Here is a 25,529-nt window from a genome sequence, read left to right as displayed (position 1 = left end):
AGAGGCCGCAGGGCACTCGCCTCGCTGCGGGCTAGAAAATCCCGCCCAGCGACTCGTCTCTGGCTTGCGAGTAATCCTCCTCGTGCTCGGCGAGGTACGAATCCCACGCCGCCTTGTCCCATATTTCGAGAAAGTCGACCGAGCCGATCACCACGCAGTCCTTCGTCAGGTTCGCGTAGCGGCGGTGTTCGGCCGACAACATGATCCGGCCCTGTGCGTCCGGTCGCTGTTCATCGGTGGAGGCCGCCAACGCCCGGACGAAAGCCCGCGCCTGCGGATTGGACCGGGATGCGGCCGCGGCTCGCCGCGCCAGCGCGGTGAACTCGTCCTTCGGATAAACGGCAAGGCTGTGGTCCTGTCCTTTCGTGACCATCAACCCTCCCGCCAGCTCGTCCCGGAACTTCGCAGGCAACGTGAGTCGCCCTTTGTCGTCCAATCGGGGGGTATAGGTCCCGAGAAACAAGTCCCGACACCTCCTACCGGATCACCCCTCGACTGTTCGGCTCCCTGTAGTGCGCGCTCCACATTACCCCACTTTCCCCCACTTTCAATCGAAAGCGGCGGTGATCTCGGTCCCCGGTTGGCGAACTTCGCAGGTCACACCAGCTATCACGGGTGTGGGGAGATTTCCTCGCAGTTCCCCCGACACGCGCGACGCGCGCCGATGGGGACCCGACAACTACCAGCAAACCCGCAGATAGCGCGCATTTCCGGCACGCGTGGGGCGCGGTGGGGGATCTTCGTGGGGAGGCGTGGGGAGTCCTGGGAACGTCCGACACGCCGTACAAAGATCTACAAGAAACGCCGTGGCGCCACACCTCGAATCGGTGTGGCGCCACGGCGTGTCGCGCTCGTTTCAGTTAGCCGATCATGCTCGGTCCTCGCACGGCTGCGAGGCGCCCGCGACGGAGATCAGTTGTCCTGCTCGAACCTTCTGCGGAACCTGTCCTCCATACGGGAGGAGAACCCGCCCTGCTTACGCTGTTTGCCCCGGCCGGCCGGACCGGCGCCGGGGGTGGGATTCGCATCGGTATCGCGGGTGCCCTGCGAATTCATTCGGGGGCCACCGATCAGCAACAGCACACCGGCGCCGAACATGACGATGAAGCCGATGAGCGAGATGATCGGGAAGTCGCCCAGCTTGATCGGCGCCGCGATACCCGCGACGAGTAGGAACAAGCCGATGGCGAAGAGCGCTGCTGCTTGAAGTCTGCGTCGTCCGGTGGCAGAACGTAGCCGTCCGCCCCGGACCGTCGAGGCGAACTTGGGATCCTCAGCATAGAGCGCGCTCTCGATCTGTTCGAGCATGCGCTGCTCGTGCTCGGAGAGTGGCACGGTACCTCCCCCGGCACTAGGTAGTGGCAGTCGCCTCCGGGATAGCGACAGATAGCCGACCTTGGCGGCTGTCTGCCACCAATAATACGAGTTCGATCAGAGTGCGACCACCTACTCGCCGATACTCACGCCAGCATTCCCGCCACCCACCCCGTCGAGGGCTTCAACCTGGCCGCCGAGGCCAGCAGATCTTCCACGTCATGCAGGAATGCTCCTACCCGCGAAGAGAACTCGTCGGCGCGCTGATCATCCACGGGTCGCGGCAGCCCGGCCTCCAGGGCGGCGCGGGTCTCGGACTGGGCGCTGAAGTAGTCCGCCCACATCACGAATTCCGGTGCGGCGTGTTGCATGAGCACCCAGGCATTGCGGGAGCGGGCCCGGGGAGCGCGGTCGGCGCCCGTGAGGGCCAGCACCGCGCCCGCGCCGCGCAGGGCCGCGAGGTAGGCGGTGCGGAAACGCTCCGCCGGCTCCTTCTCCCCCGCCGCCTGCATGAGCAGATTGTCGGCGCGCCGCAGTAGTTCACCGGCTCGGCCGGGGTGGGCCGGGCGCTGATTTCCACCGGTCATCGGGTACCTCCCCACTCGCATACCCCCGACAATCCCGGCACTCGGGCCTCTAGGAAGATCGAACAGGTATTCGAAGGTTTCAATTGAGATTGAATATAGAGAGACCCACCGACAAGTTCCGGTGCACGGCATCGGCGCTATCGTCGGACCCATTGTCCGCCGCCAACGAGAGCCGCGCCTGCCCGATGACCGCCGTAACCCCGAACACCACGCCCGCACCCGTCGTCGTCGATCTTTCGGCCGCGACCCTGCGTGCCCGGCTGTCCGATGCCCTGGCGGTCTACGTCGCGGCCATGGACTATCCGCGCGGCACCGAGCACCAGCGGGCGCCCATGTGGACCGAGCACACCACGCGGCCGGGCTGGCAGGCCGTGGCCGCGGTGCTGCCCGATGACGACGGCCGGCTGGACCTGCGCACCGCGCCGATCGTGGCCATTGCCTACGGGTATCACGGTGCGCCGCACCAGTGGTGGCATCAGCAGGTGTACAGCGGCATGCGGCGCACCGGGTGGCCCGAACACGCGGCGCGCGACCTGCTTTCGGACTACTTCGAGCTGACCGAACTGCATGTGCACCCCAGCGCGCAGGGACGCGGGATCGGGGAGACCTTGCTCACCCGGCTGCTGCAGAACCGGCCGGAACGGACCGTGCTGCTGTCGACGCCCGAGGTGGATCGGGAGGCGAATCGGGCCTGGAAGCTGTACCGGCGGGCCGGATTCGGTGACGTGGTGCGGCATTTCATCTTCTCCGGCGATACCCGGCGGTTCGCGGTGCTCGGGCGGCGGCTGCCCCTGTGAGTGTGGTGATCATCGGCTCCGGCCACAATGCGCTGGTCGCCGCCTGTTATCTCGCCCGGGACGGGCACGCGGTGGAGGTGCTCGAGCGGGATACCGTGCTGGGCGGGGCGGTTTCGACGGTGGAACGGTTCCCCGGGCACAAGGTGGATCGCGGCTCGTCGGCGCACATCATGATCCGGCACACCGGGATCATCGAAGAGCTCGGGCTGGAACGCTTCGGTCTCCGTTATATCGACTGCGACCCTTGGGCTTTCGCACCCGCACCGCCCGGGACCGATCTGCCGCCGATCGTCTTCCACCAGGACCTCGACAAGACCTGCGCCGCCATCGCGGCGGCCTGCGGCGACCGCGACGCCGCGGCGTACCGGCGGTTCGTGCGGGTCTGGGGACCGCGGACGGCGCGCGTCATGCGGTCGTTCTCGGGTGCGCCCACGCCGGGGCGGCTGCTGCGGTCGTTCTGGGGGCTGGACGCGAAGAACGGCGGCAGCGCGCTGTCGCGGGAATTCCTCCAGTCCGGGGATGCGCTGCTGGACAGCCTGTTCGACAGTGAGCGGCTGAAGGCGGCGCTGGCCTGGTGGGGCGCGCAATCCGGGCCGCCGATGTCCGAGCCCGGCTCCGCGCCCATGGTCGGGTTCGCGGCGCTCATGCACACGCTGCCGCCGGGTCGCGCGGTCGGCGGCAGCGGCGCGCTGAGCGCGGCGCTGGTGGCGCGTTTGCGCTCCGACGGCGGGACTGTGACAGGCGGGGACGCGGTCACGGCGCTCGAGCGGTCGGGCACGGGCTGGCGGGTGCGGACCGCGGGCGGCCGAAACCTGTACGCGGACACCGTGATTTCGGGCACACACATTCTCACCACCCTGGATCTGCTGGAGCAGGGCGGATTCGACGCCGCGCCCCTGCGGGACTGGCGGCGGCGCATCCGGGTCGGCCCCGGCATCGGCATGGTCGTCCGGGCGGCGGCGAGCGAGCTGCCGCGGTATCCGGGGGCGACCCCCGGCGAATCCGCTCACGGACTCCAGCTGCTGGTGACCGACCGCCGTCAACTGCGGTTGGCGCACGGCGCGGCGCTGGCCGGCGAGCTGCCGCCACGGCCGGTGGTGCTGGCCATGAGCTTCTCCGCGCTGGATCCGAGCATCGCCCCGCCGGGCGAGCATCAGCTGTCGCTGTGGGCGCAGTGGCATCCCTATGCGCTCGCCGACGGCAGCTCCTGGGCGGACCACGCCGAACGCGAGGCCGATCGCATCATTGCCGAGGTCGAGGCCTGCGCACCGGGTTTCGCTGGCGCGGTCCGGCAGCGATTCGTGCAGACACCCGCCGATATCGAACGCGAAATGGGCCTGCTGGGTGGCAATGTCATGCATGTCGAAATGTCACTGGATCAGATGTTCATGTGGCGGCCGATCCCCGAACTGTCCAACCACCGAGTCCCCGGCGCAGCCGGTCTTTATCTCACCGGCGCCTCCACCCACCCGGGTGGCGGTGTCTCCGGTGCCAGCGGCCGCAGCGTCGCACACCTTGTCCACCGCGACCTACGCCGAACCCGGATACCGCTACTGAATCGATGATCGAAGACTCTCTACCTCAGCCCGAACCGCAGCAGCCGCCCGCTGCGGCCCTTCCGAGACACGCTGCCGGAGGCGACGATTCGCGTCGCCACCGGCCCGCCGCCGCGCACGGCCTCGCGCAGTGGGATCCCGCCACCTTCGAGGAGCGCCAGGACGAGGCGATCGCCGAGTTCTGGCCGCGCGGCGCGGGTCGGCTGCCCCGCCGCGAGCCGGGCGCGGAACTGCCGGACCGGCCCGATCCGGTGCCGGGCCTCGGGGCTCCGGCCGCCGAGGCCACGGTGGACATCGCCGTGGAGGCCATGGAATCCGCCGTCGCGGCCATGGAATCCGCCGTGGATACCACCGTGGACGAGGCGCATCGCGGGCCGCGCGGCGTGCGCTCGAATCCGCGCAAGGCGGCCAGCTTCTTCCAGGCCCGCCCACATCAGGAGGAGGCGGCCACGCCCGGAGAGGCGGCCGGCGCGCGGCCGGATCCGGAATCCGAACAGTGACTCCGGAATCCGGGCATTGAGCGAGCCGGTCGCGATCGGCTCGGACGACGGCACACGGCGGCTCGCCGCGGCGGCGCCCGCGGTGCTGCTGGTCGCGGTGCAGATCGCGTACCCGCTGACCGAAGGGGCCGGACGCGACCGGGTGACGGTCGCGGTCGTGGTGCTGTCGGCGCTCACCGCGCTGACGCACGCCGCCCTCACGCGCGGATTGCGCTGGGCGGCCGGGCTTCTGGTGATCCTGTCCGGAGTCGGCCTGGCGGCCGAGGTGGCGGGGACGGCCACCGGTATGCCGTTCGGGTGTTACGACTACGCCACCGGGCGGCTGGGGCCGGAGCTGGCGGGCGTGCCGCTGGTGGTGCCGCTGGCGTGGACGGGCGGGGTGTATCCGGTCTGGATCGTGGCCGGACTGCTGGGTTCGGCTGCGCGAACGCGGATTCCGCTGACCGCACTGGGCGCGGTGGGCTGGGATCTGTTCCTGGATCCGCAGATGGTGGCCGACGGGCAGTGGACCTGGTGCTCGGGCGTGCCGGGACTGCCGGGGCTCGGCGATATTCCGGTCACCAACTATCTGGGCTGGTTCGCCGTGGGAATGGTCATGGCCGGATTGCTGGAACTGTGGGATCGGACGGCGGCGGACAACCGGGCCGCGCTGATGGTTCCGGTCGCGGTCTTCCTGTGGACGTGGCTCGGCTCGACGCTGGCGCACGCGGTGTTCCTGGGGCTGCCGGTGTCGGCGGCCTACGGGTTCGCGGGGCTGGCGGTGCTGGGGATTCCGCTGGTTCGCGGGCTGAGGGCCCGTCGAATCACGCTGCGGCCGGTGGGCCATGGCACGATGTGAGCCGTGCAGCCGAGCCCGAACCCCACCACAGCAGACGACACGCACCAGCCGGTGACCGCGGTGCGCAGACACCGCCGGTGGGTGCGGATATCGGCGGCCGTGCTGTTCGCGGCGCTGGCGATCATGCTGACCGGTTGCCTGCGGGTGCAGGCCTCCATGGGCGTGTCCTCCAATGACCGGGTGTCCGGGCGGATCGTGGCCGCCACCGTTCCGCAGAACGAGAACGACAAAGGGCCGCAGCTGAAAGCGCCCGACGCGCTCGCCGCCAAGGTGCGGGTGACCCCCTACGCGCAGGACGGCTACTCCGGCAGCCAGGTGTACTTCGACGATCTCACCTTCGGTGAGGTGCAGCAGCTCGGGGCGCTCTCGGATCAGACCCAGGGCATGTTCCAGCTGGGCTTCAGCCGCGTCGGCGACCTGGTCACCCTCAATGGCCGCATCGATCTCAAGAGCCTGCCCCCGCACGGCTCGGATGTGCAGTTCACCGTGGCCTTCCCGGCCCGCGTGGCCACCACCAACGGCACCCGCGAGGGCGATTCCGTGGTGACCTGGAAGCTGCCCGCCGGTGAGGTGTCCACCCTGAAAGCCGAAGTCGGCTACTCCGACCCGAATACCCGCTCCTTCGCCGGCTGGGCCGGCATCGTCGGCGGCATCACCCTCGCGGTCGCGGCGGTGGTGGCGGTGCTCGCCTATATGACCCGCAATCCGGACGCCCCGGCCTATGTGCGCGCCGCCCGCTGGGTGCGCCCGGACCGCGACCACTGATGATCGGATCCCGCACCGGCGAGTTCGCGGTGCGGGCCGGAACCGCGGTGGCCGCGCTCGGCGCCGGCCTCGCCCTGCTCAATCGGATCACGCTGCGGCAGTTGCGCAATGGCGGACCGGCCGTCATCGAGCCGGTCACCGTCTGCATACCGGCCCGCAACGAAGCCGAGCGGCTCCCCGCCCTGATCGCGGATCTGCGTGCCCAGCAGGGCATCCCGCGCCTGCGAGTGCTGATCCTCGACGACGCCTCCACCGACGACACCTACCGGGTCGCGCTCGACGCCGTCGCCGGCGATGAACGATTCACCGTGGTGCGCAACGAGATCGAACCGCCGGAAGGCTGGACCGGCAAGAACGCCGCCTGTGCCCGGCTGGCGGCACAGGCGGGAGTCGGCACAGCCACCCCCGACCGGCCTGCCGACTATTCCCCTCGTCATTCCGGCGTGTATTTGGCCGGAATCCACCAAGCCAGCCTGGAGCCCGGCCAAAAGCGCGCCGGGATGACGGAGAGATCGCCCGACCATCCGGCCGTCGTGCTCGTCTTCCTCGACGCGGATGTGCGGTTGACGGAGTACGCACTGGCGGCGGCGGTCGGTGAACTGCACCGGGCGCGAACCGATCTGGTGTGCCCGTGGCCGCGGCAGCGGGCGGAATCGGTCGCCGAGTGGCTGGTGCAGCCGCTGCTGTGCTGGTCGTGGGCCGCCTCGCTGCCGGTGGTCGCGGCGAATCGGAGTCTGCGGCCGTCGACGGCGGTGGCGTGCGGGCAGTTCTTGGTGTTCGATGCCGCGGCCTACCGCGAGATAGGCGGGCATGCGGCGGTCGCGGATCAGGTGACCGAGGATCTGGCCCTGGCCCGCGCACTGCGCCGCGCCGGTCGGCGCACCGCGCTGGCGGCGGGGGGACGGCTGGCCGAGACCCGGATGTACCGGGGCGCAAGGGAACTCGACGAGGGATATACCCGCTGGCTGTGGTCGGCGTACGGGGGCCGGGCCGGGAGTCTCGCCGTCGGCGCGGTGGCGGCGCTCGCGTTCTGGGCGCCGCCGCTGGCCGCGCTGTTCGGGCGGGGACGGCTGCGCCGCACGGGCGCGATCGGCTACGGCGCCGCGGTCACGGGCCGCGTGCTGGCCCGCTCCACCGAGTCCGGCGGACGGCTCACCGGCGCGGATGTGATTGCGGCACTTGCGCATCCGCTATCGATAGCGGCCTACTTCCGCTTATCGGCAAGATCACATCGAGCTCAGGGCAGTGGCACGCTGACCTGGAAAGGCCGCTCGCTCAACAACAGCCGGTGACCACACTGCGGTCCCAGGCTCAGGGCACCGGGGTGATTCCCACCGTGGGGAAGAAGAAGCAGGAGCTCTGGCCGTTGCGGACCATGCCGAACATGGCGGCCAGGACCGTTCCGGAGCCGGTGTCGACGGGGACCGCGCGGACGCCGCCCTGGGGCAGGGCGCCGGCGAAGTAGTCGTGGACCGCGCGCTCCACGACGGGGCGGAGCTCATTGGGGACGGCGGGCGGGATCATGCCGCTCAGAACCTGGTTGAGCGGGCCCATGGGGGTGAAGCCGCTCTTGCCATTGGTGAGGTTGAGCCAGGCCACCTGCATGCCGGCGGTGTCGGCGCCGTCCGGGTTCAGGCCGTAGGGGACGAAGGCGAACATGGCCTGACCGGCTTTGACGGCCGAAAGGTCCAGTCCGGGAACGGAAACCGTGTATCTGGGCCACGGTCCGGGAATGGTGCCCGCGACGGCGGGGGCGATGCCCAGCGTGGTGCCGCCCAGGCAGAAGGGGGCCGCGGTCGGATAGAGGAACGGGTCGACGCCCAAGGCTTGCAGGCCGCCCAGGGTCTCGCCGTAGGCGGTGAACCAGTCGGAGGGGGCCGCGGTCTCCCCCGCACGGCCGAGGGCCGCGATGACCGCGGACGCGTCGGTGGCGCCCGCGGCCGCCGGCGCGGCGGATTCCCCGGCCGGGCCGCCCGGGGCCGCGGCCGCCGGCGCGGCGGTCAGCACCGCGCAGGCGCTCAGCGCACCTGCGACACGGACGAAGTTCTGCAACACAGACATGCGGGGGCCACCTCTCAGCGCCTTGCTCCTCAACGTCGCGGTGAGGACGCACGCTACCCCGCCGACCAGCCCAATCCCGACATTTCGCCCGGCACGCCGGGCCGGTTCACGCGTGGGCCGGGGCGGCGGTGACCGTGTAGCCGAGGTTCGCCAGCACCTCGCTGGTGGCCTTGGCGAAGTTCAGCGTGATGAAGTGCAGGCAGGGCGCGCCCTCGTCGATGAGGCGCTGCGCCATCTCGGTGGCGATCTCGATGCCGGCCGCGCGCACGGCCGCGCGGTTCTCCTCCGGGCCGTCGCCGGCCGCCTTGCGCAGGCGGGTCATGACCGCTTCCGGCAGTTCGCGGCCGGACAGCTCGACCGCGCGCTCCACGGTGCGCAGCGAGGTGATGGGCATGAGCTCCGGAATGATCGGCTTGCCGCCCTCGACCGGGTCCGCCCGCACGGCGCGATCGCGCAGCCGCAGGTAGTGCTCGGCGTCGAAGAACATCTGGGTGATCGAATACTCCGCGCCCGCACGCAGTTTCGCGAGCAGGAATTCGGTGTCGGAGTCCAGGTCGGCCGACCGCGGATGCCCCTGCGGGAACGAGGCCACGCCCACGTGGAAATCGCCGAGATCGCGCACCATGCGCACCAATTCCTCGGCGTACTCCACGCCTTCGGGATGCTTGACCCACTCGCCGAGCGGATCGCCCGGCGGATCGCCGCGCAGCACCAGCAGATTCCGAATGCCCGAATCCGCGTACGCGCCGACGATCGAACGCAGTTCGGCCACACTGTGATCCACCGCGGTGAGATGCGCCACCGTCAGCAGCGTGGTCTCGCGCGCCAGCTGACCCGTCACCCGGATGGTGCGATCGCGGGTCGAGCCGCCCGCGCCGTAGGTCATGGACACGAAGGCCGGGTGCATCCGCTCGAATTCCCGGGCCGCCCGCCACAACCGCGCCTCACCGGCCGCGTCGCGGGGCGGATTGAACTCGATCGAGAACGGGACGGACCCATCGGGCCGCGGGCCCAGCTGTTGCACCACCGAGGGAGTTCCGGACACTTGCGGTGTGCGGGAAACTCGGCCAGGGGTCGAATATCCCCGTACATTGTCGAAACTCACCGGGCCATTTTAAGGGGCGCACGCCACCGGCTCGTATTCCCCCTGGATTCGAGGGAAATATCCGAGCACGTAGCGCGCCCGCGCGGCGCTCCGGACCCGGCCGTCCGACGGATTCGCGCGGTATGACCGGCTCGCTGCCGATCCGGGCTGCTCGGTACAGTCGGGGGCGTAACTCGCCCGCGGCCACCACGACTCGCAGCGCGGCTCTCACCCCAGGAGGTTCCCCTGTCCGCCGGACCCGGTACCCCGACCCGCCAACCGGTCGGCGCGGGATCGCTCGTCGCCGCCGTGGAGGACCGCCTCACCGGCTTCTTCCGGACCCGTCGGGAGATCGTCGAACCCCTCGGACCGGTGTTCGTGGCGGCGACCGAAGCCCTCGAATCCTTCGTGCTGCGCGGCGGCAAGCGCACCCGGCCCGCCTTCGCCTGGACCGGCTGGCTGGGCGCGGGACGCGATCCGGAGGATCCGCAGGCCGACGCGGTGCTGACCGCCTGTTCGGCGCTGGAACTGGTGCAGGCGTGCGCGCTGATCCACGACGACATCATCGATTCCTCCCGGACCCGGCGCGGATTCCCGACGGTGCACGTGGATTACGAACAGCGGCACCTGGATCGGCGGTGGGCCGGGGACGCGGCGCAGTACGGGACCAGCGTGGCCATTCTCATCGGAGATCTGGCGCTGGCCTGGGCCGATGACATGACCCGCGATGCCGGGCTGGACGCGGGTGCGCAGGCGCGGTTCGCGCCGGTGTGGGCGGCCATGCGCACCGAGGTGCTGGGCGGGCAGCTGCTCGATATTCACGGCGAGGCCGGCGGGGACGAATCCGTCGAGGCCGCCATGCGCATCAACCGGTACAAGACCGCGGCGTACACCATCGAACGGCCGCTGCACATGGGCGCGGCGCTGGCGGGGGCGCATCCGGAACTGGTCGCCGCCTATCGCGAGTTCGGGACCGATATCGGCATCGCCTTCCAACTGCGCGACGATCTGCTCGGCGTGTTCGGGGATCCGGCCGTGACCGGGAAGCCGTCCGGGGACGATCTGCGCGAGGGCAAGCGGACCGTGCTCATCGCCGAGGCGCTGCAGCGCGCGGACGGGACGAATCCGGCGGCCGCGGCGCTCATCCGGACCAGCCTCGGCACCGATGTCACACCGGAGCAGGTCGCCGAATTACGCACGGTCCTCACCGAACTCGGCGCGGTGGACGCGGTGGAGAAGCGCATCACCAGCCTCACCGAGCAGGCGCTGACCGCCCTGGACGCCAGCACCGCGACCGCGGACGCCAAGCGGCAGCTGCGGGCCATGGCGCTGGCCGCGACGGCGCGCGCGTACTGACCGGCGTGGCCGGATACTCACGGAAAATCATGGGTGGGATGAAAACTGTTGCGGGACCCTGCGATCGGATCGTCGTGGTGGGGGCCGGGCTGTCCGGGCTGGCGGCCGCGCTGCATCTGACGGGGGCCGGGCGGCGGGTGACGGTGCTGGAACGGGCCGATCAGGCCGGCGGGCGGGTCGGGCGGTATCGCGGGGCGGACTACGAGATCGACTCCGGGGCAACGATTCTCACGGTGCCGGAAGTGATCGACGAGGCGCTGGCGGCGGTCGGGCAGACCCGCGAATCGGTGGGGCTGCGGATTCTGGAGATGGCTCCGGCCTATCGGGCGCGGTTCGCGGACGGGACGGTCGTCGGAGTCCACTCCGATCCCGACGCCATGGCGGAGGAGATCACGCGCGTACGGGATGCCGGTGCGGCGCAACGGTATCGGCGGCTGCGCGGCTGGCTGCGCGAGGTGTACGAGGCCGAGTTCGGGCACTTCATGAACACCAACTTCGATTCGCCGCTGGACATGGTGCGGTATCCGGCGAAGCGGGCGGCGCTGGCGAAACTGGTGCGGCTGGGCGCTTTCGGGCGGCTCGGGCCGAAGGTGGCGCGGATCATGGGCGACGATCAACTGGCGCGATTGTTCAGCTTCCAGGCCCTGTTCGCGGGCATGGCGCCCAATCGGGCGCTGGGCGTGTACGGCGCGATTCCGTACATGGACACCTGCCTGGGCGTGTACTACCCGGAGGGCGGGATGCGGGCCATTGCCGACGCCCTGGTGCGGGCGCTGGTCGCCGCCGGGGGCACGGTCGAATTCGGCGCGGACGTCGTCGGGATCGACTACGCCGGACGCCGGGCCACCGCCGTGCACACCGGCGACGGGCGCGTGTGGCCCTGCGATGCCGTGGTGGTCACCGCGGATATCGGATCCTTCGAACGGTTCGGGCTGCGCCGCCGCCGCTGGCTGCGCGCCTCGCCGTCCGCGGTCGTGGCGCACGGCAGCATTCCCGCCGAGGTGGCGGCGAGCTGGCCGGTGCAGGCGCATCACACCATCGATTTCGGCCGGGAATGGGATCGCACCTTCGCCGAGATCGCGGCCCGGCCGGGGCGGCGGGGCGGGAGCAAACACGGGCGCGGAGCGCTCATGAGCGATCCGTCGCTGCTGCTCACCCGCCCGGCGCTCACCGATCCGGCGCTCTACATCGACCGCGACGTCCGATATGAGCCACTGTCGCTGCTGGCCCCCTGCCCCAACCTCGACGCGGCGCCACTGGACTGGGACCGGCTCGCACCGCACTATCTGCGCGAGCTGCTGGAGACCCTGGAATCCCGCGGATACCAAGGCATTTCGCGGCATTTCCGGATCGACCACCTCGACACGCCGCGCACCTGGAAGAACAAGGGCATGCTCGCGGGCACCCCGTTCTCCGCCGCGCACCTGTTCCGGCAAACCGGTCCCTTCCGCACCCGGAACCTGGTGCCGGGCCGCGACAATGTCGTTCTCGCAGGTTCCGGGACCGTGCCCGGGGTGGGTGTGCCCACGGTGCTGCTGTCCGGGAAACTCGCCGCGACCCGAATCACGGGTGATCTACGACATGCCCGGGCCGGATCCGCCGACGCCGACGCGGTGGCCGCGCCGCACAAGCACTAGACTGACCGGCGTCCTGAACCCACGCGGCTGCCGCCGCCGACTTTTCCTGGGGGGAATGCCCGCCAATGCCGACCCCCGATATGGACGCCGCCATCGCCACCACCACCGCTCCCGCCGACCTGCTCACCACGGGCGCGGTGACGCACGGCAACTGGATGCGGCAATGCGCCGACTTCGCGCGCAGCCAGGAAGGGCATGCGGCCCTGCTCGGATTCTTCGGCGCGATCATGATCACCTTCGGCGGGTTCGGGGCGGGCAGCACCCGCCGGGCCGACCCGCTGCTGGAAGAGGCGCACCTGTCCTGGCTGCGGTACGGGCACGGCTACATGATCTCGACGGTCATCGTGTGGATCGGCGTGCTGGCCATGATCACCGCCTGGGTGCGGTTGGGCCGGGCCACCATCGGCACGGTGCCCGGGGCGAAGGTGACGCTCAACGAGCTGCGCGCCATTGTCGGCATCTGGGTTTTCCCGCTGCTGTTCGCGGTGCCCATGTTCAGCCGCGACGCCTATTCGTATCTGGCGCAGGGCGCGCTGCTGCGGGACGGGTTCAATCCGTACGCGGTGGGCCCGAGCGTGAATCCCGGTGTGCTGCTGGACAATGTGAGCTCGGTCTGGACCAACACCACCGCGCCGTACGGGCCGATCTTCCTGTTGATGGCGCGCGGGATCACCTCCATCACCGGTGACAACGTGGTGGCGGGGACCATCGCCCTGCGCCTGGTCATGCTGCCGGGGCTGGCGCTCATGATGTGGGCCATCCCGCATCTCACCAAGCATCTGGGCGGCAAGCCGACCACCGCGCTGTGGCTGGCGGTGCTCAACCCGCTGGTGCTCATCCACCTGATCGGCGGCGTGCACAACGAGATGCTCATGGTCGGCCTGATGGCGGCCGGTATCGCGCTGGTGCTGGAACACCATCACGTGGCCGGCATCGTGGTGGTGGCCATCGGCGTGGGCGTGAAGGCGACGGCGGGCATCGCGCTGCCGTTCCTGGTGTGGATCTGGATGATTCACGAACGCGAGCGGCGCGCCGAGCGGGGTGAGGGCGAGCTGCCGCATCCGGCCATGATGTTCGCCAAGATCGCCGGGCTCGGGGTGACGGTGTTCGCGGTCGTGTTCGCGGCGGCCTCGGCGCTCGCGGGCGTCGGCATCGGCTGGCTGACCGCGCTGTCCGGATCCAAGAAGATCATCAACTGGCTGTCGCTGCCGACCATCATGGCGCACATGGTCACCTGGGTGACCCCGTGGCGGCAGGAATCGGTGCTGTCGGTGACGCGCTCCATCTGCGCGATCGCGCTGGTGCTCATCCTGGTGTGGGCGTGGTGGCGCTTCCGGCACACCGAACGCGAGGCGGTCTTCGGCATCACCGTGGCCTTCGTGGCCATTGTGATCCTGTCCCCCGCCGCGCTGCCCTGGTACTACTCGTGGCCGCTGGCGCTGGCGGCCGGATTCGCCTTGTCGACAAGGACATTGCAGATTCTGGTCGGGCTCTGCACGTGGCTCATGCTCGTCTTCCAGCCCGACGGCAATCCGGGCCTCTACACGTTCTGGCACGTGGCCGCCGCGACCTTCGCCGCCATCGTCGCGGCGGTGGCGCTGAAGCAGGTCGACCCCCTCAAACTGCGCGCGCCCGCGAGCACCGAGCACAACCAGCCCAGCGCGGCATGACCGAGCTGGACCTCGCCTACCAGAACTGCCGCCGCATCGCCGCCCAGCACGGGCGCACCTACTTCCTCGCCACCCGGCTGCTGGGGCCGGAGCGCAGGCCCGCCGTGCACGCGCTCTACGCCTTCGCCCGCATGGTGGACGACATCGTCGACGACAGCGCCGCGCCCGTGCGCGCGGAAGAGTCGGCGGCGCAACTGGATCGGATCGAATACGAGCTGCGCGGCCGCCTCGCCCGGACCGGCCGCGCCGGCGCAGGATCATGGCCTGTATCGTCGCCGCAGGACCGCATCCTGCTGGCCGTCTCCGACACCATCCGCCGCTATGCCATTGCGCCCGAACACTTCTGGGTCTTCCTCGACTCCATGCGCATGGACATCCCCGGCACCCCCCAATTCCGCGCCCACTACCCCACCATGGCCGCCCTGCGCACCTACATGCGCGGCTCCGCCGCCGCCATCGGCCTGCAGCTGCTCCCGGTCCTCGGCACGGTCGTTCCGGTACCCGAAGCCGAACCGGCCGCAGCCGCCCTCGGCGAAGCCTTCCAGCTCACCAATTTCCTGCGCGACATCGCCGAAGACCTCGACCGCGGCCGCATCTACCTCCCCGCCGACGAACTGACCGCCTTCGGCGTAGACGCCGACCTCCTCGTGCATTGCCGCAAAACAGGCCGCACCGACCCACGCGTCCGCCGCGCCCTGTCCCACCTGATCGCCGTCAACCGCGACATCTACCGCACCGCCACCCCCGGCATCGACCTGCTCACCCCGCGTGTACGCCCCGGCATCCGCACCGCCGCCACCCTCTACAGCGGCATCCTCGACCAAATCGAACGCACCGACTACACCGTCTTCACCCGCCGCGCCGTCGTCCCCCGCCACCGCCGCCTCCGCGTCGCCGCCCGAGAATTCGCCGCCGCCCAACCCCTCCGCCGCACTTACGCCTCGTAACCCGAGGCCGGGCCGCGACCGAGGTAAGCGGTTCATCTCGCACGGTGTGAGAAATCCCAGCCCTGGGTGTGGTCCCGTATGACCGGAGTCGGTCCGTATCCTGAACGGGTGAACTGGACCGTCGACGTACCCATCGATCGCCTGCCGGAACTTCCCCCGTTGCCCGCGGAGCTGCGTCGGCGCCTCGATGATGCGCTCGCCCGCCCCGCCCTGCAGCAGCCGTCGTGGGACCCCGAGCAGGCCGCGAACATGCGCACCGTGCTGGAGAGCGTTCCGCCCATCTGCGTGCCCGCCGAGGTGGAGGAGCTGAAGCTGCGCCTGGCCGAGGTGGCGCGCGGTGAAGCCTTCCTCATGCAGGGCGGCGACTGCGCGGAAACCTTCGCCGACAACACCGAACCGCATATCCGCGGCAATATCCGCACGCTGCTGCAGATGGCCGTGGTGCTCACCTACGGCGCGAGCCTGCCGGTGGTGAAGGTGGCCCGCATTGCCGGTCAGTACGCGAAACCGCGTTCGGCCGACGTGGATTCGCTGGGCCTGAAGTCCTACCGCGGCGACATGATCAACTCGCTGGTCGCGGACGCCGCGGTGCGCGAACACGATCCGTCGCGCCTGGTGCGCGCCTACGCCAATGCCTCCGCCGCCATGAACCTGGTGCGCGCGCTGACCTCGGCCGGCATGGCCGACCTGCACAAGGTGCACGACTGGAACCGCGAGTTCGTCGCCCAGTCCCCGGCCGGCGCCCGCTACGAGGCCATGGCCGCCGAGATCGATCGCGCGCTCGCGTTCATGAACGCCTGTCGCGTGAACGATCCGAACCTGTCCAGCGCCCGCCTCTACGCCAGCCACGAGGCCCTCGTGCTCGACTACGAGCGCGCCATGCTGCGGCTGAGCGAGAGCCCGGTCACCGGCGAGCCGGTGCTGTACGACCTGTCGGCGCACTTCCTGTGGATCGGTGAGCGCACCCGCCAGCTCGACGGCGCGCACATCGCCTTCGCCGAACTGCTGGCCAACCCGATCGGCCTGAAGATCGGCCCGACGACCACGCCCGACATGGCCGTGGAGTACGTCGAGCGCCTGGACCCCAACAACGAGCCCGGCCGCCTCACCCTGGTCGCCCGCATGGGCAATGGCAAGGTCCGCGACGTGCTGCCCGCCATCATCGAGAAGGTGCAGGCCACCGGTCACCAGGTGATCTGGCAGTGCGACCCCATGCACGGCAATACCCACGAGGCCTCCACCGGCTACAAGACCCGCCACTTCGACCGCATCGTCGACGAGGTGCAGGGCTTCTTCGAGGTGCACCACGCCCTCGGCACCCATCCGGGCGGCCTGCACATCGAGCTCACCGGCGAGAACGTGACCGAATGCCTCGGCGGCGCCCAGGACATCTCCGACGCCGACCTCGAGGGCCGCTACGAGACCGCCTGCGATCCGCGCCTCAACACCCAGCAGTCCCTGGAGCTCGCCTTCCTGGTCGCGGAAATGCTCCGCTGACAGCATGATCGACGCGAAGGGCCCGAACCACCCGCTGGTTCGGGCCCTTCGACGTTCCGATCGACGAGAACTCGTACGAGCCCGGAACTGAAACGACGCCGACCGGGAACTGGTGGCGGGGTCTTCTCGACGAATGCCGCCACAGATTCCCGGTGATCACTCGTCCAATACGGCGGGGCCGGAAACGGATCCGCCTCGCTCCTGTCGGAGCGAGGCGGATATGCGGTTCGGGGGTGGCTCAGGGCAAGGCGACCAGGGTGACGGTCGAGCCGGCTTCCACACTGGCTCCGGGGGAGGTGCTCTGGGAGATGACGATGGAGCTGTCGTTCGACGCCAGCTGGCGCACCTGCACCTGGAGGCCGAGGGCTTGGAGTTCGGCGCGCGCGGCGCCGACGCTGTCGCCCAGCAGTGACGGCATTTCGACGGCGTCGTTGATGATCAGGGCCACGCCGTTGCCGGAGTCGACGGTGGTGCCGGCGGCGGGATCGGTGCCGACGATCTGGCCGGGCTTCACCTTGGCGTCGAATTGAGTACGGGTGGAGGAGACCGAGATGCCGGCGCTCTGCAGGGCGGCGCGGGCTTCCTCTTCGGTCTTGCCGCGCACGTCGGGGAGCTTCACCGGCTTGGAACCGCTGCTGCGGTAGACCTTCACGGTGCCGCCGGCGGGCAGGACGGTGCCGGGACCGGGTTCCACCTTGGCGACCGTCCCCTTGGGGGCGGAACTGCCCACTTCGCCGGAGTCGACCGGGGTCAGGCCCGCATCGCGAATGGCCTCATTGGCGGCGCTCACGTCTTGTCCGGCCGTGATCTCGGGAACCTTGGGCTTGCCGCTGGAGACCAGCACGGCCACCGTCGAGCCCTTGACGACCTTCGAACCGGCCGGCGGATCGGTGCCGACCACATTGCCGACCGGAATGATGTCGGAGGCCTTGTTCTTGGTCTCCGTCTCGAATCCGGCGGCCTGCAAGGCGGCGACCGCGCGCTGGGTGTCGAGCCCGGCGATCGAGGGCACCGCCTCATATCTGCCCACCCCGAGCCACCAGCCGCCGATGCCGAGCAGCAGAGCCAGGGTGACCACGATGCCGAGCCAGACCAGCACGGTGCGCCGGGATTTGCCGCGGTCCTCGATGAACTCCGACTGATAGCCCGAATTCGGCGGTCCCTGACGGGGATTGGCGGGAGCCTGGGGCGCGTAGTCCGGGGCCATCTCCCGCGCGGCCGTCATGACCCGGGTGTGCTGATGCTGCGGCGGCACCTGCACGGTCGGCGGATCGGCGGGGATCCGGGTGGTCATCTCCGTCGCGCCGAATGCGGCGTGCGCGGGCTGCGGGGCGGGCGTCGGCCCGACCCGGTACTTGGCGCTGAGGTGCTCGGCCGAATCCTGCGGGGCGGGCACGCGGTATCCGGGCAGTTGCAGTTCCCGCGCGATGCGGCGCAGCTCGCCCGCCATCTCGGTGGCATTGGCGTAGCGGTGCGCGGGCTCGCGCGCGGTGGCGTGCGCGACCAGCTCGTCGAACTCCGGCGGCACGCCGGCGATGAAGCGGCTCGGGGCGGGCACATCCTTCTCGACGCGCTGCAGGGCCACGGAGATCGAGGTGTCGCCGGTGAACGGCGTGCGCCCGGTGAGCATTTCGAAGATGAGTACACCCGCGGAATACACATCGCTGCGGGCGTCGGCATTGCCGCTGGTGACCTGCTCGGGGGAGAGGTAGGCGGCGGTGCCGAGAATGACCGAATCGGAGGTGATGTTGGCGGAGGCGACCGCGCGCACCAGGCCGAAATCGGCGATCTTCACCTCGCCGGAGTCGGAGATGAGGACGTTCTCCGGCTTGATGTCGCGGTGCACCAGTCCGGCCGCGTGCGCGACGCCGACCGCCTCCAGCACCGGCTCGGCCACGGCGCGCACCGCGTGCGGGGGCATGGGCCCGCGTTCGCGTAGCAGCTCGCGCAGCGTCCCGCCCTCGACCAATTCCATGATCAGGAACGGATGATCACCGTCGATGCCCTGGTCGTACACCGCGACGAGCGAGGGATGCTTGAGTTTGGCGACCGCGCGCGCCTCGAGTTCGAAGCGGGTCAGGAATTGCCGATCGGCGGCGAACTTCGGATCCATCACCTTGATGGCGACCGGTCGGTCGAGCCGAGTGTCCACCCCCCGGAACACCATGGACATACCGCCACGCGCGATCGGCGCGTCGATGCGGTAGCGCCCTTCCAGCATCTGGCCGATCAATGAACTGATACCCTTCCGACTTCCGCGCCGCCCCGTGCGGCTCACCCGATGGTAGTCGTGCCGGGGTGTGATGCGACGGCGGCGGCGCGAGAGACTACCGTTATCCGGGTGAGTGCCTTCCCATGCAGCGATGACGTCCTGCCGGATTCGGTGACCCTGATCCCGCTGCCCGATGTAGCCGAGCAGCTGGGCATGGTGGTCACCCGTGTACACCAGATGCTGCGCGAGCATCAGCTCATCGCGGTCCGCCGCGACGGCATCGCCGGAATTCCCAAGGAATTCTTCGACTCCACCGGTGCGGTCGCCAAGCACCTCACCGGGCTGATCACGGTCATGCGCGACTCGAAGTACACCGACGAGGAAATCCTCGAGTGGATCTACACCGAGGACGACAGCCTCCCCGGCCGCCCCATCGACGCCCTGCACGGCCCCCTCGCCCGCGAGGTCATCCGCCGCGCAGCCGCCGATCCGTTCTGAATCGTGGAAACTCTCGGCACCCGGTGCTGTCGCATCGGGTGCCCATTCGACCGTGTCCTCGACTCGCCGGCCGTGGGGCTGCATGGGAATAACCTCATTCAGCCCAACCGAAAGGAAGCCCTCGCTTGAGGTATTTTTACGATTGCGAATTCATTGAGGACGGGGTTGTCATCGACCTGGTCTCCATTGCAGTCGTATGCGAGGACGGCCGTGAATACTATGCGGTCTCCACTGAATTCGACCCGGAGAAAGCGGGCCCGTTCGTCCGCCGCAACGTGCTCCCCAAACTGCCGCCGCCGTCCTCCCCGCTGTGGCGCAGCCGCGAACGCATTCGCGACGACCTATACAAGTTCCTGGTTCCCCGCCCCGGAGTGGAACCCGAACTGTGGGCCTGGGTCGGCGCCTACGACCATGTGGCGCTGTGCCAGCTGTGGGGTTCCATGGTCGATCTGCCCACCGCGCTCCCCCGCTACACCAATGAGCTGCGCCAGCACTGGGCGCAGCACGGGTGCCCGCCCTTGCCGCCGGTGCCGAAGGACGCGCACGACGCGCTGGCCGACGCCCGGCACAATCTCGCCAAATTCGAGGCGATCGAAGCGCATCGGCGGCGGCAGGCGTCTTAAGCTCGGGCCATGGCCGACGACGGGGTGCGGGAGTACTTCGCCGGGAAACCTCGCTCCTACGAGATCTTCTCGGTGCTGCGCGCGCTGATCGAGGAGCAGGGTGACTGCGCGATGAGCGTCGGCGCGCAGATTTCCTTCGGCGCGCGGCGCAAGTTCGCCTGGATCTGGCTGTACAACATCACCGGCGCGAATCCCCAAGGGACCGTGCAGATCATGCTCGCGCTGGGGGAACCGCACGAGGGACCGCCGGTCTATCGGGTGACGCCGATCGGCAAGTCGCGGTGGAACCATCTGGTCGTGGTGCACACCTTGGACGAGGCGCGGGATCCGCGGCTGGCCGCACTCATCGGTGCGGCCCACCGGTACGGCAGCTAGCCGGCCATGGTCTGCGGCATGCGGTCCGCGTCGGGGCGGCTACCCGAGGGCACGCCCTTCTTGAGGCTGGCGGCGTAGACGTCGACGTACTCCTGACCCGACATGGTCATGAGCTCGTACATGATCTCGTCGGTGACGGCGCGCTCCACGAAGCGGTTGCCGCCCATGCCCTCGTAGCGGGAGAAGTCGATGGGCTCACCGAACTTGACGGTGACCTTCTTGCGGCGCCAGCGGAACGGGCCGGGCGGGCACACCTCGTCGGTGCCGATCAGGGCCACCGGGATCACCGGGACGCCGGTCTCCAGGGCGAGGCGTGCCACACCGGTCTTGCCTTTGTAGAGGCGGCCGTCCGGGGAACGGGTGCCCTCGGGGTACAGGCCCACCAGGCGTCCCTCTTCGAGGAGCTTGCGGGCGGTATTGAGGGCGTCCTCGGCGGCGTCGGCGCCGGAGCGGTCGATCGGGTACTGGCCGGTGCCGGCGAAGAAGAACTTCTGCAGGCGGCCCTTCAGGCCCGGAGTCGTGAAGTACTCGGCCTTGGCCAGATAGGTGATGCGCCGGGGGCTCGCCAGGGGGGTGAACAGCCAGTCGGTGAACGACAGATGGTTACCCGCCAGAATGGCTGCGCCATCGGCCGGGATGTTCTCCACACCCTCGAATTTGGGCCGGTTGTAGATGTGGATGAACGGTCCCACCAAGACGAACTTCAGCAGCCAGTAGAACATCGCGTCCTTTCCCCTGTTTTCGATACCCGGGACCGGCCTCGTTGCGGGCACCACACTCAGGTGCCGACTCTACCGCTGTGACGTTGCAGGAACCAACCGCCGGGGGTGTGGAATGTCACCGGCGCGCCGGTGCGACCGGGATCGCGTCGTGCTGGGCCGCCAGTGCGGCGCGCGCGAGTTCGGCCGCGCCGATCATGCCCGCCGCCTCACCGAGCTGCGCGGTGCGGATGCGAGCCAGCCGCCGATGCCGCGCACCGGTGATCGACGCCGCGTAATGCTCGCGCGCGTCATCGAGAAACAGTGGGGCCGAAGTGCTCACGCCGCCCGCGACGACGATCAGGTCCGGATCGAAGATATCGCTGACGAAGGCCAGCCCGAGCCCGAGCCAGCGCGCGAAATCTGCCATCACATCGAGAGCCACCAGATCGCCGTCCTGCGCCGCGCCCGCGACCCGCCGCCCGGTGAGCGAACCCGGATCGCGACCGGCCTCGCGCGCCAGCACCGTCGACCGCTGCGGGTCGGTGGCCAGCATCTCCAGCGCGGTGTCCACCAGAGCGGTTCCGCTGCAATACCTTTCCCAGCAGCCGCGCTTCCCGCAGGCGCACGGCCGACCCTGCGGGACCACCTGCAGATGCCCGAGTTCCGGTGCGACGCCGAAGCTGCCGCGATACAGCTGCCCATTGGCCAGTAAAGCCGCCCCGATACCGGTGCCGATGGCCACCAGCACCACATTGCGCCCGCCGGCCGCGGCGCCGAACCGGTATTCGGCCCACATGGCGGCATTGGCGTCGTGCTCAAGGATCACCGGCAGCCCGAGCCGATCGGTGAGCCGCTGCGCCACCGGCGCGTCCTCCCACGGCAGATGCGGGGCGAACCGCACGGTGGCGCGATCCTCGTCCACGAATCCGGCCACCGCCAGCCCCACCGCGCCGATGGCGTGCCGCCCGCACAGCTCCCGCACCGTGCGCGCCAGGCAGTCCTCGAGGGCGCGCGCCGACTGCGGCGTCGGCGCGGTCACGGTATCGAGCACCTCGCCCGAGCCGTCGACCACGGACGCACGAATATTGGTGCCGCCCACATCGATTCCCACGGTCAGCGGCACCTGTCCACCGCCCCTCATGCCTTGATCGTCACGGTGATGGGAACGTACCCGGACCGCGCCCCCTGTCCGCCGGATCGCCCGCCGCGTCCGGGCGGCGGACCGCCGGGCCGCCGCGCCGTGCCCGGACCGCGCCCGAGCGGATCGGCCTCGCCGTCGTCGCGCACCCCGCCCGGAGGCGACGTGTCGCCGGACGCCGATGTGCCGGGCGAAATGCCGTCGGCCACACCGCCGCCGGTAGCCGTGGGGCCGCCCGAGCCCGAAGCACCGCCGGCGGCCGACTCGCCACCCGGAGTATCGACCGAACCCGGTACGCCGCCCCGGCCCGGCGCGTCCTCATGCGCGTGCGACTCGCCCCGCATGCCCGCGACGAATCGGGCGAACAAGCCGGCACCGCCTGCTCCCGCGCCGCCGCCGAGGCCCGCGCCACGGCGGGAACCCGGCGCTCCACCGGACGCGGATTCGCCGGAATCCGCACCGCGCGAGTCCGATTCGTCGCCGGTTCGCGCATCGCCGGATCCGCCGCCGTGCCCTGCCGGATCATCGCCGAAGGCGGCTTCGCGCATTCCGGGCTCGTCCCCGAGGTGCGTCGAATAGTGTTGCCAGGCATGGTATTCCGGCGATTCGGGATCGAGATCCGGTGGCACGACCGGTTCGACGGGGACGCCGGCGAGGGCCTCGCGCAGCACCGTGACAATGGCCGTGCCGTGGTCGGCGATGGCGGCGACCACATCGTGGTGCTCCCCGCGCACCACCGCGGCGGCGGCGCAGACCGGGCACCAGCTGCAGCTGTCCCAGTTCACGCGGCCGTCGGCGGCGGTGCGGCGCAGCACCGGTTCGACGCGTTCGAGGACGGCCTCGGCGAGCAGCCGCAGCTCCTCGGCGAGCTCCTTGAGGTTCTCGTCCGGATGCCCGGCGCGCGGCCGGTCGTGGGAGGTGGTCATTTCGGCCATACCTTCGGATCGGGCCGGAATCGGATCACCAGCTGGTCGCCGTCGAGTTCGGCGGCCTCGACCGTGCACCGCCGCAATACCGGCGCCAGCCGCAGCCGTCGCCGGACCCCGTCCGCTCCCACGATCAAATCGTCCTCCACTCGTCCCAGCTGCAGGGTCGACGGATCGACCACGGGTAGATGCATGCGCATGGCGAACACCGATTGCACGCCCGTCCCGGATTCGAGCCGCACCACCGGCTCCGCAATACCCGTTCCAGGAGTGGACAGCACACCGTCCGCATCTGAGCCAAGCATAGGTACAGGTCGCTGTCCCACCCAGTCACCACTCGCGTCGACCGCATAACTCAGCGTCTCCAGCGCCCCGAGCCCCACCGGCTCGGCGCCGGTATGGCCGACGACCCGCACCGGCATATCACTCATCCGCTTGCGCAACTCCGCCACCACGGCCAACTGCTCGCCCCGCCGGTTGAAGTACCACTGCACCGCGGGATGCGGCGGCGCCACCGCGGCGGTCGATGGCGCGAAGGGGTCCGGCGCGTCCGAACCGAAGAGCGCGACAGTGGGATTCGACGCCGGAGGGTGCCGGACATCGCGCGGCCCGTACGACGCCTGCGCAGTGCGCGGTGCGGCGGTCGCGGCTGCCGGGGTTTCCGGACCCACCGGAGGCCCGAACGGGCCGTGTCCTCGCGGTTCTTCGGCGATGCCGTGCGGTGCGGCCGGGTCGGGCGTCCGGGTGCCGTGTGGCGCTCCGGAATCATTGGGTCCGGGCATCTCCGGCAGGACCTTGTTGACCAGCACCGCGTCCAGGCGCAGGCCGAGGAGGGCGGCGGCGGAGCGGACGCGGGCCGATTCGGCGATGGCGACGTGTTCGGGGGCGGTGACCAGGCGGGCGCCGGTGCGGGTGTGGTCGGCTATGAGGTCGCGGGCCTTGGCGATGGCGGCGACGATCTCCTGGACGGTGACCGCGAGGACGGCGCGGCGGAAGTCGAGGCCGCCGGCGGTGAGGGCGCGGGAGTGTTCGGGCCAGACGCGGTCCAGGTAGCCCAGGACGGTGTCGGGGGCGGTGATGATGCGGAGCATATCGGCCGAGGGCGGGCAGTCCAGGACGATGACGTCCCACTGGCCGCCGTCGGCGAAGTCGGTGATCTCCAGCAGCGCCAGGATTTCCTGTACGCCGGGCAGGCCGGTCAGTTCGGCGGGATCCAGTGCGCCCAGGTCGAATCCGTGCTCGTGGCCGGAGCCGGAGAGCATGATCGCCAGCTGGCGGAAGCGGTTCTCCAGCAGTGCAAGGGAATCCACCTCGATCACATCGAGGAAGGGCTGCACCTTCGCCACGGCGGGGGCGGCGCCGGGCTGGTGGCGGAAGCGGAATCCCAGTGCGTCACCGAGGGAATGGGCCTGATCCAGGGAGGCGAGCAGCACCTTCTGCCCGGAGCGCGCGTAGGCCAGCGCCGTGGCGCAGGCCAGCGTCGTCTTGCCCACCCCGCCCTTGCCGACGAACAATTCCACGCGGGTGGTCGGCCGCGCCGGGCGACCGGTCGTGCTCGTGGTCAGCCTTCGACCCGTTTCTTGAGTTCCTTGAGGGCCGTATCGGTGATGACCTTCTCGGCCTTGCGTTTGAACATGCCGATCATGGGGATGTTCAGGTCCACCGTCAACTCGTAGACCACCTGGGTGGCGCCGTCGGGCAGCGCGATGAGCTCGTAGGTGCCGTCCTGCGCCTTCTGCAGATCACCGCTGACCAGGGTCCAGCTGACGGCCTTGCCGTCGGGACGCCAGGTGTAGGAGAGCGTGTAGGTGTCCTTCACCACTCCGGCGTCGAGCACGAATCGCGCGGTGCGGGCGCGGCCGTCGGGATATTTGTCGACGACTTCGACCGAGCGGGCCGCGGCGACCCATTCCGGATACGACTCCAGGTCGGCGATGACGGCCATCACTCGATCCGAGGGGGCGTCGATCACGATCGACCGTTGAGTGCGATCGGCCATGGGTGCCAACGCTTCCTTTCCTAGGCGCGGGGGTTGCGGCCGCGAGCGGCGGCGTCCGGCTATCGCGCGGCGGGTGCGACGCCGGCCTTGCGGCCGGCCTCCAGACGGGCCTTCACCTCGAAGGACATCTTCTTGCCGGCGACGCGGCGGGCCCGGTTGGCGGCCATCAGGTCGCGCACCGACATGCGTTCCAGGCCCTGCGGTTCGGCGTGCATGAAGTAGTGCAGGATGACCCCGTCCAGCATGGGCTCCAGCCACACCTCCATGGTGCCGTTCACGGGTCCGCTGACGGTCCAGCGAATTCCCTTGTCGGCCCGGTCCTCCCGCACGCTGAGTTGCAGATCCGGCCACCAGGACTTCCAGCGGGCACGATCTGCCAGCAATTCGCCGACGGCCGAGCCGGGCGCGGCGACGAAGGTCTGGTCGGCGATCTGGATACTGCTCACGC

At 69.9% G+C, this 25,529-nt stretch carries 26 protein-coding genes; 14 read left to right on the top strand and 12 right to left on the bottom strand.

The window, feature by feature from the left end; translation table 11 throughout:
* Positions 1–31: 31 nt before the first annotated feature.
* The 3 genes from mraZ to ACFVIV_RS34500 form a co-directional block, all read right to left on the bottom strand.
* A complete protein-coding gene (gene mraZ / locus ACFVIV_RS34510) occupies positions 32–463 on the bottom strand; it encodes a division/cell wall cluster transcriptional repressor MraZ (protein ID WP_067547369.1) in 432 nt (143 codons plus the stop codon).
* 449 nt (positions 464–912) lie between these two features.
* The gene (locus ACFVIV_RS34505) at positions 913–1,335 is read right to left on the bottom strand and encodes a DUF3040 domain-containing protein (RefSeq protein WP_379203751.1); all 423 of its coding nucleotides are present in this window, start codon (positions 1,333–1,335) and stop codon (positions 913–915) included.
* A 125-nt stretch (positions 1,336–1,460) separates the two neighbouring features.
* The gene (locus ACFVIV_RS34500) at positions 1,461–1,901 is read right to left on the bottom strand and encodes an SAV_6107 family HEPN domain-containing protein (RefSeq protein WP_379203749.1); all 441 of its coding nucleotides are present in this window, start codon (positions 1,899–1,901) and stop codon (positions 1,461–1,463) included.
* Positions 1,902–2,086: 185 nt separating this feature from the next.
* On the opposite strand from ACFVIV_RS34500, the gene ACFVIV_RS34495 reads away from it, so the two are divergent.
* The 6 genes from ACFVIV_RS34495 to ACFVIV_RS34470 are packed head-to-tail and all read left to right on the top strand — an operon-like array spanning position 2,087 to position 7,649.
* On the top strand, positions 2,087–2,698 hold the full coding sequence (locus ACFVIV_RS34495; RefSeq protein ID WP_379203774.1) for a GNAT family N-acetyltransferase: 612 nt from the start codon (positions 2,087–2,089) through the stop codon (positions 2,696–2,698).
* A complete protein-coding gene (locus ACFVIV_RS34490) occupies positions 2,695–4,263 on the top strand; it encodes a phytoene desaturase family protein (RefSeq protein WP_379203747.1) in 1,569 nt (522 codons plus the stop codon). The genes ACFVIV_RS34495 and ACFVIV_RS34490 overlap by 4 nt, the downstream gene beginning before the upstream one ends.
* Entirely contained in the window at positions 4,260–4,754 is a 495-nt protein-coding gene (locus ACFVIV_RS34485) for a hypothetical protein (protein ID WP_379203745.1), read from the top strand. The genes ACFVIV_RS34490 and ACFVIV_RS34485 overlap by 4 nt, the downstream gene beginning before the upstream one ends.
* A gap of 34 nt (positions 4,755–4,788) precedes the next feature.
* A complete protein-coding gene (locus ACFVIV_RS34480) occupies positions 4,789–5,592 on the top strand; it encodes a carotenoid biosynthesis protein (protein WP_379203772.1) in 804 nt (267 codons plus the stop codon).
* A gap of 3 nt (positions 5,593–5,595) precedes the next feature.
* Positions 5,596–6,357 carry an LppM family (lipo)protein gene (locus tag ACFVIV_RS34475; protein ID WP_379203743.1) on the top strand — a complete coding sequence of 254 codons (762 nt, stop codon included), beginning with the start codon at positions 5,596–5,598 and terminating at the stop codon, positions 6,355–6,357.
* Positions 6,357–7,649: a glycosyltransferase family 2 protein gene (locus tag ACFVIV_RS34470; protein ID WP_379203741.1), complete on the top strand. Its 1,293-nt coding sequence runs from the start codon at positions 6,357–6,359 to the stop codon at positions 7,647–7,649. Before ACFVIV_RS34475 ends, ACFVIV_RS34470 begins: the two co-directional genes overlap by 1 nt.
* A 19-nt stretch (positions 7,650–7,668) precedes the next feature.
* Here ACFVIV_RS34470 and ACFVIV_RS34465 read toward each other — a convergent pair whose 3' ends face one another.
* Both ACFVIV_RS34465 and ACFVIV_RS34460 read right to left on the bottom strand, forming a co-directional pair.
* Positions 7,669–8,418, bottom strand: coding sequence for a hypothetical protein (locus ACFVIV_RS34465; protein ID WP_379203737.1), 750 nt, complete (start codon positions 8,416–8,418; stop codon positions 7,669–7,671).
* Positions 8,419–8,524: 106 nt separating this feature from the next.
* Positions 8,525–9,523 (bottom strand): methylenetetrahydrofolate reductase, encoded by a 999-nt coding sequence (locus ACFVIV_RS34460; protein ID WP_379203735.1) that lies wholly within the window; start codon positions 9,521–9,523, stop codon positions 8,525–8,527.
* Positions 9,524–9,748: 225 nt separating this feature from the next.
* On the opposite strand from ACFVIV_RS34460, the gene ACFVIV_RS34455 reads away from it, so the two are divergent.
* The 5 genes from ACFVIV_RS34455 to ACFVIV_RS34435 all read left to right on the top strand — a co-directional run bounded on the left by ACFVIV_RS34455 (position 9,749) and on the right by ACFVIV_RS34435 (position 16,609).
* Positions 9,749–10,858 carry a polyprenyl synthetase family protein gene (locus ACFVIV_RS34455; protein ID WP_379203770.1) on the top strand — a complete coding sequence of 370 codons (1,110 nt, stop codon included), beginning with the start codon at positions 9,749–9,751 and terminating at the stop codon, positions 10,856–10,858.
* A 38-nt stretch (positions 10,859–10,896) separates the two neighbouring features.
* The gene (gene crtI / locus ACFVIV_RS34450) at positions 10,897–12,495 is read left to right on the top strand and encodes a phytoene desaturase family protein (RefSeq protein WP_379203733.1); all 1,599 of its coding nucleotides are present in this window, start codon (positions 10,897–10,899) and stop codon (positions 12,493–12,495) included.
* A gap of 65 nt (positions 12,496–12,560) precedes the next feature.
* Positions 12,561–14,165 carry an alpha-(1->6)-mannopyranosyltransferase A gene (locus tag ACFVIV_RS34445; RefSeq protein ID WP_379203731.1) on the top strand — a complete coding sequence of 535 codons (1,605 nt, stop codon included), beginning with the start codon at positions 12,561–12,563 and terminating at the stop codon, positions 14,163–14,165.
* The gene (locus tag ACFVIV_RS34440; protein WP_379203729.1) at positions 14,162–15,112 is read left to right on the top strand and encodes a phytoene/squalene synthase family protein; all 951 of its coding nucleotides are present in this window, start codon (positions 14,162–14,164) and stop codon (positions 15,110–15,112) included. Before ACFVIV_RS34445 ends, ACFVIV_RS34440 begins: the two co-directional genes overlap by 4 nt.
* Before the next feature lie 108 nt (positions 15,113–15,220).
* On the top strand, positions 15,221–16,609 hold the full coding sequence (locus ACFVIV_RS34435; protein WP_379203727.1) for a class II 3-deoxy-7-phosphoheptulonate synthase: 1,389 nt from the start codon (positions 15,221–15,223) through the stop codon (positions 16,607–16,609).
* A gap of 238 nt (positions 16,610–16,847) precedes the next feature.
* On the opposite strand, the gene pknB is transcribed toward ACFVIV_RS34435, so the two are convergent.
* The gene (pknB, locus tag ACFVIV_RS34430; protein WP_379203725.1) at positions 16,848–18,842 is read right to left on the bottom strand and encodes a Stk1 family PASTA domain-containing Ser/Thr kinase; all 1,995 of its coding nucleotides are present in this window, start codon (positions 18,840–18,842) and stop codon (positions 16,848–16,850) included.
* Between the two features lie 108 nt (positions 18,843–18,950).
* Here pknB and ACFVIV_RS34425 point away from each other — a divergent pair, with 108 nt between their 5' ends.
* From ACFVIV_RS34425 to ACFVIV_RS34415, 3 genes are all read left to right on the top strand, one after another.
* Entirely contained in the window at positions 18,951–19,319 is a 369-nt protein-coding gene (locus ACFVIV_RS34425; protein WP_379203723.1) for an Rv2175c family DNA-binding protein, read from the top strand.
* Positions 19,320–19,444: 125 nt separating this feature from the next.
* Positions 19,445–19,942 (top strand): polyadenylate-specific 3'-exoribonuclease AS, encoded by a 498-nt coding sequence (locus ACFVIV_RS34420; RefSeq protein ID WP_379203721.1) that lies wholly within the window; start codon positions 19,445–19,447, stop codon positions 19,940–19,942.
* A gap of 9 nt (positions 19,943–19,951) precedes the next feature.
* Positions 19,952–20,317, top strand: a complete 366-nt coding sequence (locus ACFVIV_RS34415) for a DUF5655 domain-containing protein (RefSeq protein ID WP_379203719.1) — start codon at positions 19,952–19,954, stop codon at positions 20,315–20,317.
* Here the strand turns inward: ACFVIV_RS34415 and ACFVIV_RS34410 are convergent.
* The 6 genes from ACFVIV_RS34410 to ACFVIV_RS34385 form a co-directional block, all read right to left on the bottom strand.
* On the bottom strand, positions 20,314–21,039 hold the full coding sequence (locus tag ACFVIV_RS34410; protein ID WP_379203717.1) for a lysophospholipid acyltransferase family protein: 726 nt from the start codon (positions 21,037–21,039) through the stop codon (positions 20,314–20,316). The two genes, ACFVIV_RS34415 and ACFVIV_RS34410, sit on opposite strands and share 4 nt — an antisense overlap.
* Before the next feature lie 115 nt (positions 21,040–21,154).
* Entirely contained in the window at positions 21,155–22,159 is a 1,005-nt protein-coding gene (locus ACFVIV_RS34405) for an ROK family glucokinase (RefSeq protein WP_379203715.1), read from the bottom strand.
* The gene (locus ACFVIV_RS34400) at positions 22,156–23,082 is read right to left on the bottom strand and encodes a hypothetical protein (protein ID WP_379203713.1); all 927 of its coding nucleotides are present in this window, start codon (positions 23,080–23,082) and stop codon (positions 22,156–22,158) included. Before ACFVIV_RS34400 ends, ACFVIV_RS34405 begins: the two co-directional genes overlap by 4 nt.
* Positions 23,079–24,602, bottom strand: coding sequence for an ArsA family ATPase (locus ACFVIV_RS34395; protein ID WP_379203711.1), 1,524 nt, complete (start codon positions 24,600–24,602; stop codon positions 23,079–23,081). Before ACFVIV_RS34395 ends, ACFVIV_RS34400 begins: the two co-directional genes overlap by 4 nt.
* A 41-nt stretch (positions 24,603–24,643) precedes the next feature.
* Positions 24,644–25,081, bottom strand: a complete 438-nt coding sequence (locus ACFVIV_RS34390) for an SRPBCC family protein (RefSeq protein WP_379203709.1) — start codon at positions 25,079–25,081, stop codon at positions 24,644–24,646.
* Positions 25,082–25,140: 59 nt separating this feature from the next.
* A complete protein-coding gene (locus ACFVIV_RS34385) occupies positions 25,141–25,527 on the bottom strand; it encodes a polyketide cyclase / dehydrase and lipid transport (RefSeq protein WP_379203707.1) in 387 nt (128 codons plus the stop codon).
* Positions 25,528–25,529 lie beyond the last annotated feature (2 nt).

The organism is Nocardia sp. NPDC127526, assembly GCF_042672265.1.
Lineage (GTDB): Bacteria > Actinomycetota > Actinomycetes > Mycobacteriales > Mycobacteriaceae > Nocardia.
Note: the sequence above shows the minus strand (reverse complement) of the source record. Positions and strands in the feature narration are given on the sequence as shown.